This window comes from Bradyrhizobium sp. WBOS08, from assembly GCF_024585125.1.
Lineage (GTDB): Bacteria > Pseudomonadota > Alphaproteobacteria > Rhizobiales > Xanthobacteraceae > Bradyrhizobium > Bradyrhizobium japonicum_B.
In genome coordinates, this window is the sequence record NZ_CP028988.1 from 4666697 (window position 1) to 4678520 (window position 11824).

12 protein-coding genes and 1 pseudogene are annotated in these 11824 nt (G+C 65.3%); 4 read left to right on the plus strand and 9 right to left on the minus strand.

Annotation, left to right across the window (positions count from 1 at the left end; all coding sequences use genetic code 11):
- Nucleotides 1-5 precede the first annotated feature (5 nt).
- Together DCM80_RS21930 and DCM80_RS21935 are read right to left on the minus strand one after the other, a co-directional pair.
- Nucleotides 6-1514, minus strand: coding sequence for an acetyl-CoA acetyltransferase (locus DCM80_RS21930; RefSeq protein WP_257193650.1), 1509 nt, complete (start codon nucleotides 1512-1514; stop codon nucleotides 6-8).
- Nucleotides 1515-1657: 143 nt separating this feature from the next.
- A complete protein-coding gene (locus tag DCM80_RS21935; protein ID WP_257193651.1) occupies nucleotides 1658-2791 on the minus strand; it encodes a nitronate monooxygenase in 1134 nt (377 codons plus the stop codon).
- 348 nt (nucleotides 2792-3139) lie between these two features.
- Here DCM80_RS21935 and yghU point away from each other — a divergent pair, with 348 nt between their 5' ends.
- Nucleotides 3140-4015: a glutathione-dependent disulfide-bond oxidoreductase gene (gene yghU, locus DCM80_RS21940; RefSeq protein ID WP_257177406.1), complete on the plus strand. Its 876-nt coding sequence runs from the start codon at nucleotides 3140-3142 to the stop codon at nucleotides 4013-4015.
- 108 nt (nucleotides 4016-4123) lie between these two features.
- On the opposite strand, the gene DCM80_RS21945 is transcribed toward yghU, so the two are convergent.
- The 6 genes and pseudogenes from DCM80_RS21945 to DCM80_RS21970 form a co-directional block, all read right to left on the minus strand.
- Complete coding sequence (locus DCM80_RS21945) at nucleotides 4124-4486, minus strand: GFA family protein (RefSeq protein WP_257198000.1); 363 nt, start codon at nucleotides 4484-4486, stop codon at nucleotides 4124-4126.
- Between the two features lie 108 nt (nucleotides 4487-4594).
- A pseudogene (locus tag DCM80_RS21950) lies at nucleotides 4595-4852 on the minus strand (GNAT family N-acetyltransferase); the annotation flags it as partial.
- Nucleotides 4849-5487 (minus strand): flavin reductase family protein, encoded by a 639-nt coding sequence (locus tag DCM80_RS21955; protein WP_257193652.1) that lies wholly within the window; start codon nucleotides 5485-5487, stop codon nucleotides 4849-4851. The pseudogene DCM80_RS21950 and the gene DCM80_RS21955, both read right to left, overlap by 4 nt.
- 131 nt (nucleotides 5488-5618) lie before the next feature.
- Complete coding sequence (locus tag DCM80_RS21960) at nucleotides 5619-6896, minus strand: acyl-CoA dehydrogenase family protein (protein WP_028135267.1); 1278 nt, start codon at nucleotides 6894-6896, stop codon at nucleotides 5619-5621.
- Between the two features lie 296 nt (nucleotides 6897-7192).
- Complete coding sequence (locus DCM80_RS21965; protein ID WP_257193653.1) at nucleotides 7193-7573, minus strand: VOC family protein; 381 nt, start codon at nucleotides 7571-7573, stop codon at nucleotides 7193-7195.
- A gap of 106 nt (nucleotides 7574-7679) precedes the next feature.
- On the minus strand, nucleotides 7680-8459 hold the full coding sequence (locus DCM80_RS21970) for an SDR family NAD(P)-dependent oxidoreductase (RefSeq protein WP_257193654.1): 780 nt from the start codon (nucleotides 8457-8459) through the stop codon (nucleotides 7680-7682).
- 179 nt (nucleotides 8460-8638) lie between these two features.
- Between DCM80_RS21970 and DCM80_RS21975 the strand changes: the two genes are divergently transcribed.
- The 3 genes from DCM80_RS21975 to DCM80_RS21985 are packed head-to-tail and all read left to right on the plus strand — an operon-like array spanning nucleotide 8639 to nucleotide 10791.
- Nucleotides 8639-9427, plus strand: a complete 789-nt coding sequence (locus tag DCM80_RS21975; protein ID WP_257193655.1) for an enoyl-CoA hydratase/isomerase — start codon at nucleotides 8639-8641, stop codon at nucleotides 9425-9427.
- On the plus strand, nucleotides 9424-10410 hold the full coding sequence (locus DCM80_RS21980; RefSeq protein WP_257193656.1) for a phosphotransferase family protein: 987 nt from the start codon (nucleotides 9424-9426) through the stop codon (nucleotides 10408-10410). The genes DCM80_RS21975 and DCM80_RS21980 overlap by 4 nt, the downstream gene beginning before the upstream one ends.
- Before the next feature lie 3 nt (nucleotides 10411-10413).
- Nucleotides 10414-10791 (plus strand): DUF6285 domain-containing protein, encoded by a 378-nt coding sequence (locus tag DCM80_RS21985; RefSeq protein WP_257193657.1) that lies wholly within the window; start codon nucleotides 10414-10416, stop codon nucleotides 10789-10791.
- A 164-nt stretch (nucleotides 10792-10955) separates the two neighbouring features.
- Here the strand turns inward: DCM80_RS21985 and DCM80_RS21990 are convergent, their stop codons facing one another.
- Nucleotides 10956-11735: an enoyl-CoA hydratase-related protein gene (locus DCM80_RS21990; RefSeq protein ID WP_257193658.1), complete on the minus strand. Its 780-nt coding sequence runs from the start codon at nucleotides 11733-11735 to the stop codon at nucleotides 10956-10958.
- Between the last annotated feature and the right edge of the window lie 89 nt (nucleotides 11736-11824).

Sequence of the window (11824 nt, forward strand, 5' to 3'; positions counted from 1 at the left end):
CTCGGCTACGCCACCCGCCACTCCGGCACCCCGTCGGCAGCCATCGCGATCTCGCCGAGCGAGCCCACCGGCGTGCGATCCATGTTGAGCAGATGGGCCAGCGTCGCGCCGTCGCTCGCCGGAATCCGGGCCAGCGTACGCCGGTCGTGCTCGGTGCGCAGCATCACCACGCCGTGCTCGACCTCGCCGCTACGGCCATAGAGCACCGTAAAACTCTCTACCTTGCCCTTGCCGCTGGCTTCGGTGACGAATTCCGGCACCGCGCGCTTGTTGCGGTCGGCCTCGCCTTGCACGCTGGTCTCCTGCGCCAGCGCCGCGCGCGGCGGCGCCTTCGAGACCACCAGCGCGTGATGCTTGGTGACGAAGCCGCCCTGGCCATAGAGCAGGCCGAGCCCGGCGCCGTCGCGCAGCCGCCGCACCATCGCGCAGGCCGCATGCGTCATGTAGGTGTTGAGCGGCGCGCCGAAGAATGTGAGGCCGCCGGTCACGGTCGGCTGCACGTCGGCGGAAAGCCCTAGCGTCCGCCGCGCCATCTTGGGCACGCACGGAAAGCAGCTGTAGAGCTCGATCGCGTCGAACCTTTTGCCGTCGCCGCCGGCGAGCTCCATCACCGCTTTCAGCACCGCGTTCTGCGGATGGCTCTCGTAGAACTGGTCGCGCAGCAGATAATCGCGCGGCTCCTCCGCCGAGGCGCCGCCGAGCGGATAGACCAGCCTGTCCTCGGAAATCCCGGCCGCGCGGGCCTTGGCGAGGCTGGTGAGCAGCAGCGCGCCGCCCATGTTGACGCTGGGATTGGCTACCATGAGCTTGTTGTAGGGCCACGCGATCAGCCGATTGTCCGCGGTCGGCGTCGTGATCTCCTCGGGTGTATAGCGCCGCTTCAGCCATGCATTGGGATTTTGTGCGGCGGCCTCCGAATAGCGCGACCACAGCGTGCCGGATTCCGCCATCGCCTCGCGCGGCGTCTGGCCCCATTGCGCGGAGGAGGCGGCCTCGTAGAACGGATAGACCGTGACCGGCCGGAACACGCCGAGCTTGACTGCCAGCGGCTTCTGGAACGCGGCGCCGCGCTTGGGCTCCTCGACGTCATGGGCGAACGGCGTCCACGGCAGCTCGACGCCGGCACGCTCCGCCTTGGTCGCGGTCGACTGCGCCTCGGCGCCGCAGACGGCGGCGACCGTGCACTCACCGCGGGCGATGCGCTTGGCGGCTTCGTGGATGTAGCGGATCGGGCTCTCGCCGCCGACCGGGCCGTAATGGCAATGCGCAGGTGTGATACCGAGGCGCTGCGCCAACAGCTGCTCGGGATCGCGATAGCGCCAGCTCAGGAAGTTGACGACGTCGAGCGACTGCACCTCGCCGAGCAGCTTTGCACCGGCATCTTGCTCGGCGCGCCGCAGCGCCTGCTCGAGCAGATCGAGCGGCTCGAGGCCGGCACTGATCTCCTTCGGACGGTCGACGATCTCGCCGATGCCGACGATGACGGGGATGCAGTCAGGGGAAACACTCGTCATTGTTCTTGCTTCTTCACTCTCTCTCAGACATCTCCGACCTCATCCTGAGGAGCCTGCGAAGCAGGCGTCTCGAAGGATGGGCCGCGGGCTCTCATGGTTCGAGACGGCGCTTGTGCGCCTCCTCACCATGAGGGTCTGCACCATCACTCCGCCACCAGCGCATTCATGTGCTCGACGGCTTCGGCGAACTCTTCCTTGAACTCCTGCACCACGGCGCCGGCGGACTTCACGCTGTCGATCAGGCCAACGCCCTGGCCGACGAAATAGCTGACGAGATCGCGCGCCTTGGCGTTGCCGCCTGCCGCCGCGCGGTCGATCGAGTTGAAGGCGTCGCGGCTGATGATGCTTTGCAGCGGCATCGGCAGTGCGCCCGGGCTGTCCGGCGCGCGGTCCCAGGCGTCGGTCCAGACCGAACGGAGCTGCCGCGCCGGCTTGCCGGTGCGGCCCTTGGAGCGCACCGCATCGCGCGAGGACGCCGCGATCATCTTCTCGCGAAAAATCTCGCTGGTCTCGGACTCGACCGTCGCCAGCCACACCGAACCGGTCCAGACGCCGGCCGCGCCCATCGCCATGCAGGCCGCCATCTGCCGGCCCGTCATGATGCCGCCGGCCGCCAGCACCGGCACGTCGCGAATGGGCTTGATCGCCTTGATCACCTCCGGCACCAGCACCATGGTCGAGACCTCGCCGCAATGGCCGCCGGCCTCGGTGCCCTGCACCACGAGAATGTCGACGCCGGCCGCGACCTGGCGCAGCGCATGCTCCTTGGCCCCCACAAGCGCTGCAACCGGCACGCCGTGTGCCTTGCCCATCTCGATCATCGCCTTGGGCGGAACGCCCAGCGCATTGGCGATCAGGCGGATCGGATGCTTGAAGGAGACCTCGAGCAGCTGCAGCGCGGTCTTTGCGTCGAACGGCTGCGGCTGGTCGGCCACGACCTCCGTGCTCGTCAGCTCGATGTCGTATTTCTTCAGGAGATCGCGCGTGTAGTTGCGATGCTGCTGCGGCACGCGCGCTTCCAGGCTCTTCCAGGTGACGTCCTTTTCGCCTGATGTCGAGATGTTCTCCGGGATCAGCACGTCGATGCCGTAGGGCTTGCCGTCGACATGGTCGTCGATCCATTTCAGCTCGCGTTCGAGCGTATCGGGTGTGTGCACGGTGGCACCCAGCACGCCGAAGCCGCCGGCGCGGCTGACGGCGGCGACGACGTCGCGGCAATGGCTGAAGGCCAGCAGCGGGAACTCGATTCCCAGCATGTCGCAGATCGGCGATTTCATGGCTCTCTCCCGGCGGCCCCCGGCGTTTTCGTCTCTGCAACGAAGCGTCAGCCGGGCGATGACATGCCGGATTCGACCATGCATCTTGTGTGTAGGCGTTGCGTTTTGCCCTCAGGCGCCACGGTCATTCCGGGGCTCGCCTAGCGAGAAGCCGGAATCCATTTTTCAAAGCATTCCTGGCGGAGGGATGGATTCCGGGTTCGCCCTGCGGGCGCCCCGAAATGACCGGGAAGGGGCCTGCTATGACAAAACGTGACGTTGTCCGGCCCGGCAATGCGTTGCGATGCCCTTGCCATCGGCCATTCCCCGTCTAATTAATGCAGACGCATCTTTCCGCCGGAGCCCCGCATGACCGACGCCCCCGCCTACGTGCCGCCCAAAGTCTGGACCTGGAACAAGGAGAATGGCGGGCAGTTCGCCAGCATCAACCGCCCCATTGCCGGTCCCACGCATGACAAGGAGCTGCCGGTCGGCAAGCATCCCCTTCAGCTCTATTCGCTGGCCACCCCGAACGGGGTGAAGGTCACGGTGATGCTGGAGGAGCTTCTGGCGCTCGGTCACAAGGGCGCCGAATACGATGCCTGGCTGATCAAGATCGGCAACGGCGACCAGTTCGGCAGCGGCTTCGTCGACATCAACCCGAATTCCAAGATTCCGGCGCTGATGGACCGCTCGGGTCCGGAGCCGATCCGGGTGTTCGAATCCGGTTCGATCCTGTTCTATCTCGCCGAGAAGTTCGGCGCCTTCCTGCCGAAGGACGTCAAGACCCGCACCGAGGCGATGTCTTGGCTGTTCTGGCAGATGGGCAGCGCGCCCTATCTCGGTGGCGGCTTCGGCCATTTCTACGCCTACGCGCCGACCAAGATCGAATACGCCATCGACCGTTTCGCGATGGAGACCAAGCGCCAGCTCGACGTGCTCGATAGGCGCCTTGCCGACAACGAGTATCTCGCGGGCAAGGAGTATACGATCGCCGACATGGCGGTGTGGCCCTGGTACGGAGCGCTCGCCAAGGGGCTGGTCTACGGCGCCGGCGAATTCCTGTCGGTGCAGGACTACAAGAACGTCCAGCGCTGGACCGATCAGATCGCCAAGCGTCCGGCCGTGAAGCGCGGCCGCATGGTCAACCGCGTCTCCGGCGATCCCGCCAGCCAGCTCCACGAGCGGCATGACGCGAGCGATTTCGAGACCAAGACCCAGGACAAGGTCGCACCCGCGACGTAACTGCGTAGGGCGGATTAGCGAAGCGTAATCCGCCATCCCTCGGCGATTGTTGGCGGATTACGCCCGCGGACAGCGCTTCGCGCAGCCGCGAGCTAATCCGCCCTACGATCAATCCGGCAGCATCTCGCCGGAGCCGCCAAGATCGGCCGGCAGGTCGACATATTTCGGCAGGCCATCCCGGACCGACACCATCTTGCTCGCGTAGTTCGCATGCAGGGTCGGCTGGTGCCGGTATCCTTTCAGCAGATTGGCGTAGACGTCGATCAGCCGCATCCGCGGATGCTCGGTCATGACGTGGCCGCCGCAGCGCTTGCAGAATTTTCGGTAGGAATGCTCGGTCTTGTTGAACGTCCCGAGCTCGGCCTCGCCCTTGGTGATGCGCACGCTGCCGGACTTCCACAGGCTGAACGCATTGATCGGCGCCGCCGACCAGGCCTGGCAGTCGGCGCAATGGCAATAGCCCGCAAACATCGGCTTGCCTGTCACCTCGACCTCGACCGCTCCGCAGAAGCAACCGGCGCGATAGCGCGTCTCAGGCTCGGCCTGCGCATCTCCGCCATCCGCCAGGAGGTCGTTATAGCCGGGGTCCTTGCGCATGAAATTGCGGATGAAATCGCACTCGACCGAGAGCCTGCGCCCCTGCGACCGCACCGCGTCCAGCGTGGCGCGGCCGAGCTTCGAGCCAATGCCGCGGCCGCCGAGCTCCGACGGCACCTCGGTGTGCACCAGCGTGATCGCTCCGTCGGTCTTGCGGTAGGTGACGAAGGCGATCGCCCCATCGACGTCGAGCTCGAACCGCTCGCGTTCCTCGTTGTCGCGAAAGGATTCCGGCATCATCTTGCTCCCGGGTTCGACGATTTGTTTTTTGCGCCTTCCGCCGCCGGAAACACCACGCGGTCGTCGGTGCGGCAGTAGCGGTCGGCAAACATGCGGCCGATCGGATGATAGCGGTCCATGTGCACCCGCATCGCCTCGTCATCCCACAGCTCGTCGCGGATGTGGAAGTGGAGGCCTTCGCCCATGATCAGTTTGCGATCGTCGTTGACGTCGATCAGCTTCCAGAGCTTGCACTCCATCGCCCAGGGCGTGTCGGCCAGCCGCGGCACGGCGATTGTCGTCGAGGGCGCAAGCTTCAGGCCGAGATAATCGGGCTCGCCGATATCAGGGGGAAAGTCGCCGCTGCTCTCGTGCATCGCACGCGCCAGCGGCTCGTCGGCGATATTGACCACGAATTCGCCGGTGCGCTGGATGTTGAGGAAGGTGTCCTTGTCCTCTCCATCAGGCTTGCGGTTGGCCGCGAACATGCAGAGCGGCGGATCCTCGCAGAAGGCATTGAAGAAGCTGAATGGGGCCGCATTGACGATTCCGGTCGGTCCGATCGTCGTCACCCAGGCGATCGGCCGCGGCAGGATGAAGGAGGTCAGCACTTTGTAGCGCTCGCGTGGCGTCAGCTCGCTTGCGGCGTAGTCCATGGTGGCTCCTGCTAGAAAAGACTCTCGTAGGGTGGGCAAAGCGACAGCGTGCCCACCACCTCTTGCGTTGGCCGTGATGGTGGGCACGGCGCGCGAAGTGCGCGCCTTTGCCCACCCTACCGCATCGTCGATCACGCCATGCTCAGCTCGTGGCGCCCGACCACCATCCAATGCACCTCGTCCGGGCCGTCGGCAAAGCGCAAATGGCGCACGTCCTGGTACATCTCGGCGAGCGGGGTCCAGTGCGAGATGCCGGTGGCGCCGTGCATCTGGATTGCCTGGTCGATGATCCTGCAGGCGCGCTCCGGCACCATGGCCTTGACCATGGAGACCCAGACGCGGGCCTCCTTGTTGCCGAGCACGTCCATCGCCTTGGCGGCCTTCAGCACCATCAGCCGCATCGCCTCGATCTCGCAGCGCGCCTGGGCGATGATCTGCATGTTGCCGCCGAGATGGGCGATCTTCTTGCCGAAAGCCTCGCGCGTGAGGCCCCGCTGCACCATCAGATCGAGCGCCTTCTCGGCCTTGCCGATGGTGCGCATGCAGTGATGGATGCGCCCCGGTCCGAGGCGGAGCTGCGAGATCTCGAAGCCGCGGCCCTCGCCGAGCAGCATGTTCTCCTTCGGCACCCGTACATTGTTGAAGCGCATGTGCATGTGGCCGCGCGGGGCGTGGTCCTGGCCGAACACGTACATCGGGCCGAGCACCTCGACGCCGGGCGTGTCGCGCGGCACCAGGATTTGCGACTGCTGCTTGCTCGGCGCCGCATCCGGATTGGTCTTCACCATGACGATGAGGATCTTGCAGCGGGGATCGCCGACACCCGAGATGTAGTATTTCTCGCCGTTGATGACCCATTCGTCGCCGACGAGCTTTGCGGTCGTCGAGATGTTCTTGGCGTCGGAGGAGGCGACGTTCGGCTCGGTCATGACATAGGCCGAGCGGATCTCGCCGTTGAGCAGCGGCTTTAGCCACTTCTCCTTCTGCTCCTTGGTGCCGACGCGCTCCAGCACCTCCATGTTGCCGGTGTCCGGCGCCGAGCAGTTCATGGTCTCGGACGCCAGCGGGCTCTTGCCGAGCTCGGCCGCGATATAGGCGTAGTCGAGGTTCTTCAGGCCCTGGCCGGTCTCGTCGTCGGGCAGGAAGAAGTTCCAGAGGCCCTCCTGCTTGGCCTTGTTCTTGGCCTTCTCCAGCACCTCGAGCTGCTTCGGCGTGAAGCTCCAGCGGTCTTCCTTGCCTTCGCCGGCCTTGGCGAACTCGATCGACATCGGCTCGACGGTGTCGCGGATGAATTTCTTGACGTGATCGTAGAGCGGCCGGACCTGCTCCGACATCCTGAGGTCGTTGAGCTCGTCGCCGGGATTGAGGGTGTAGTTGGTGGTGCGGGGAATGTAGGTGTGTTTTGTCATTGTTCCTCCCGGGGACGCTGAGATCTTTCTGGCGGCAGAATAGTGCCAGCGCGGTCAAAGTGCGAGCGCGCATTTTTTCGCGCCGAGCCCTGCCACGCGATAGAATATCGCGAGGGCGTTTGAAATGTTGTTTGAATGGGATCGGAGGGCCGGGCCCACGGCCGTACGGCAAACTCCACTGTCATCGCCCGATTTAATCGGGCGATCCAGTATTCCAGCGACGGTCGCGATTGAACTGAAAGGCCGCGGCGTACTGGATTCCCCGCTTTCGCGGGGAATGACAGCAGTGGATGCGGCTAGCTCGGCATCCGATGCATCGCGCAGATCTTGTTGCCGTCGAGGTCGCGCAAATAAGCCAGATAGAGCTTGCCGCCGGGGCCCTGGCGCACGCCGGGCGGATCTTCGATCGAGATCCCGCCGGCTGCGACGCCGGCCGCGTGCCATTTGTCGACCTGCTCCGGCGAATTACAGGCGAAGCCAATGGTGCCCCCGTTCGCACAGGTCGCGGGCTCGCCATTGATCGGCTTCGACACCGAGAACACGCCGGTCTTGGTGATGTAGAAGATGCGATGGCCGTCGACCCTGGCCGGCCGGACCTCGAGCGTGCTCAGCAGATTGTCGTAGAACGTCTTGGCCTTGTCGAGATCGTTGGTGCCGATCATGATGTGCGAGAACATTTGCCCATTCCCTCAGTCTTTGTAGCCCGGATGGAGCGAAGCGAAATCCGGGTGTTTGTTGTTTTTGCAGTCCCGGATTGCGCTTCGCTCCATCCGGGCTACAAAATCAGAACGCCGTATAGCCGCCGTCGATCACGAACGTGTCGGCGGTGTGATACGATGACGCCTTGCTCATCAGATAGACGGCGATGCCGCCGAAATCGGATGCTTCGCCGAACCGCCGCATCGGAATGCGGGGCATCACGTTGGCGACGAATTTCTCGTTGGCCATGAGACCTGACGTCATGTCGCTCTTGATCCAGCCGGGCAGGATCGCGTTGGCGGTGACGCCGTGGCGGGCGAGCTCGACGCCGAGGGCGCGCACCAGCGCGTTGATCGCGGCCTTGGTCGCGGCGTAATGCTCGTTGCGCGCGGTGCCGAAGATCGAGGCGAGGCTCGAGGTCGCAACCAGCCGGCCGAAGGCGTCGCCGGAATTGGCGCGCTCGGTCATGTGCTTTGCCGCGGCCTGAAACGCGTGGAACACGCCGTCCAGATTGGTCGCGAACATCGTGCGCCATTCCTCCTCGGTGCGCTCGATGAAGGAGCGCCGGCCGCCGCCGCCGATGCCGGCATTGGCGAAGCAGCCGTCGACCCGGCCGAACGTGTCGAGCGTCGCCTTCATCGCGGCATTGACCGAGGCCGGATCGGTGACATCGCAAACGCGGGTGTCGACCTTGCCGGATAGGCCGGCCATGCTGGCGGCTGCGGCCTTGTTCTTGTCGGGGTTGCGGCCCCAGATCGAGACGTTGCAGCCCTGGCCGGCGAGCGCCTGCGCGATGCCGAGGCCGATCCCGCCATTGCCGCCGGTGATCACGGCGACGCGGCCGCTGAGGTCGAAAATGTTCATGGCGCGTTTCCCTTTTTTGACAAGGCTGCTCAACATGCGGACGATCAGCCGCTGCGCGCAAGATTGCTTGCCATGCTCTGATCACCATGGACAAGACCGCGCCAAAAATCAAATATGCGCCCCGGCAAAACAAATTCCGGTCTGCGAAACTGGCGCAGGCCGCAACTGGCGAGGACACCATGCAGTTCAAACACGTCACACTCGATTTCGATGGCTCGGTCGCGATCCTCAAGCTCGACCATCAGGAGGTGATGAACGCGGTCTCCGTGGACATGCTGGGCGGCCTTGCCGAAGCGCTCGATACGATCGAGGAGAAGAAGGATGAGGTGCGCTGCGTGGTGCTGACCGGCGCGGGTCGGGCGTTCTGCACCGGCGCCAACCTGCAAGGGCGCAACAACCAGTCGAAGAAGACCAAGGCCGGCCTGACGCTGGAGACCGGCTTCCACCCTTTCCTGCGCCGCATCCGCAATCTGCACTGCCCGATCGTCACCGCGGTCAACGGCCCGGCGGCCGGCGCCGGCATGAGCTTTGCGCTGCTCGGCGACATGATTTTGTGCGCGCGTTCCTCCTACTTTCTCCAGGCGTTCCGGCGCATCGGCCTCGTGCCGGATTGCGGCTCGACCTGGCTGTTGCCGCGCCTGATCGGCCGCGCGCGTTCGATCGAATTGTCGCTGATGGGCGAGCGGCTGCCGGCCGAGAAGGCGCTGGAATGGGGCCTCGTCAACCGCGTCTATGATGACGGCGTGCTGATGGAGGAGGCGATGAAGCTCGCGCGCGATCTCGCCAGCGGCCCGACCGTGGCGCTCTCTCTGATCCGCAAGCTCTATTGGGACAGCCCGGAAAATTCCTTCGAGGACCAGCTCAATCTCGAGTTCCAGTGCCAGCTGCGCGCCGGCGACACCCAGGACTTCCGCGAGGGCGTCGGCGCGTTCCTCGAGAAGCGGCCCGCGCAGTTCAAAGGCAAATGATCGAGGCGGAACTTTCGCGCAGCGTCAAGCGCTGGTGCCCGGGCGCGACCGGCGTCACGGGCGCGGCAAAGTTGTCGGGCGGCGCCAGCCAGGAAACCTGGCGTTTCGACATCACGCATCCCGATGGCGTGATCGGCGCGATCCTGCGCCGTTCGCCGAAGGGCTATGGCGCGGCGCCGACCCGCGCGGCGGGCCTTGCCGCGGAGGCGCAGCTGATGCAGCTCGCCTTCGAGGCCGGCGTGCCGTCGCCGCGCGTGCTGCACGTGCTCGTGGCGGAGGACGACCTCGGCACCGGCTTCATCATGCAAAGGATCGAGGGCGAGACCATCGCGCGCAAGATTCTGCGCGATGACGAATTTGCCGCGGCGCGGCCGCGTCTGGCACGGCAGATCGGCGGCATTCTCGCTGCCCTGCATCGATTGCCAAAGGACAAGCTGCCGGAGCTGCGCAGCCGCGGCGCGACGCAGGAGATCGCCGAGTTCGAGCGCGACTATCGCAGCCTGAACTGGCCTAAGCCCGTGTTCGAGCTGGCGCTGCGCTGGCTGCGCGACCACGATCCCGGCCCGTCCGGCGAGACCACGCTGGTGCACGGCGATTTCCGCAACGGCAATCTCATCATCGGCGCCGACGGCGTGCGAGCCGTGCTGGACTGGGAGCTCGCCCATCTCGGCGACCCCATGGAGGATCTCGGCTGGGTCTGTGTCAACTCCTGGCGCTTCGGCGAGATCGACAAGCCCGTCGGTGGTCTCGGCACACGCGAGGAGCTGTTCGCCGGTTACGAAGCTGCGGGCCGCAAGGTCGATCCGGCGCGTGTGAAGTTCTGGGAGGTGATGGGCACGCTGCGCTGGGGCATCATGTGCGGCGGCATGATGCAGCGGTTCCGCGAGGGGCCCGACCATTCGATGGAGCGCGCCATGATCGGCCGCCGCGCCAGCGAGACCGAGATCGATCTGTTGCGGCTCTTGGCGCCGCGCGGGAGCTGACACATGCAGGACGAGCCGACCCCGATCGAGCTGACCAAGTCGGTCGCCGATTTCCTCCGCAACGACATCACGCCGCTGATCTCCGGCCACCAGGCCTTCAAGCTGCGCGTCGCCATCAACATCCTCGATCTCGTGACGCGGCAGCTGACGCGGGAGGAGGGGAGTGATGCTGCGGAAGTGGAGCGATTGCGCGCGCTGCTCGGCGAGGACGGTTCGGTCACCGAGCTCAATCGCGCGCTCGCCGAGCGCATCGCCAAGGGCGAAGTCGATCTGGCAACGCCCGGTCTCGCCGAACATCTCTGGGCGACCACGATGGACAAGCTCGCCGTCGATCAGCCGAACTATGCATCGTACAAGCGGGAGCTGGGACGGGGCGGGTAGCCGTCACCCCTTCCTCCGCTGTCATCGCCCGCGAAGGCGGGCGATCCAGTATTCCAGACACGGCAGTAACGTACGGAGATGCCGCGGCGTACTGGATGCCCCGGTCAAGCCGGGGCATGACGCCGGTTATGTTGGACGTCTCGCGCGACGAACGGAGCGTCTCCTCACTTCCCCACCCATTTCGGCGGCCGCTTCTCCGAAAATGCCTTCGGGCCTTCGATGTAGTCCTGCGAGGCCACCATCGCCTGCACCGCCGGGTAGTCCCGCTGCTCGGCGATCGCCTGCTCCAGCGAGACGCCGAGGCCTTTCTGAATCGCCTGCTTGGACGCACGGATCGACATCGGCGAGTTCTTGCCGATCATCTCCGCCCAGCGCAGCGCGGCCGCAAGCGCCTCGCCCTGCGGCACCACCTCGTTGACGAAGCCGAGCTCGAAACCTTCCCTGGCGCTGACATGGCGCGCGGTGAGGATCATGCCCATGGCGCGCTTGAGGCCGATCTGCCGCGGCAGCCGGTGCAGGCCGCCGGCGAGGGCGGCGAGGCCGACGCGCGGTTCGGGCAGGGCGAAGGTGGCATTCTCCGAGGCGATGATGAGGTCGCAGGCGAGCGCGATCTCGAAGCCGCCGCCCATGGCGACGCCGTTCACCGCCGCGATAACAGGCTTGTCGCAGTCGAATCGCGAGGTGAGGCCGGCAAAGCCGCCCTTGTCCCAGCCGCGCTTGCCGCCGGCCGCCTGCCATTTCAGATCGTTGCCGGCGCAGAACGCCTTGTCGCCGCTGCCGGTGACAACAGCGATCCACTGCTCCGGATCTGCCGAGAAATCGTCGAACACCTTTTGCAGCTCGAAATGCGCATCGGTGTGCAGCGCGTTGTAGACCTCAGGGCGCGACAGCGTCACGATCGTGATCGGTCCCTTGCGTTCCACCTTGGAAAATTTCAGCTCCATCCCGTGCTCCCTGCATTTTCTCGTGAAGGAAATTGGCGTCATACTATCGCGCCTCAGTGCTCGGGCACCATCGAATTGCGCTGGTACGC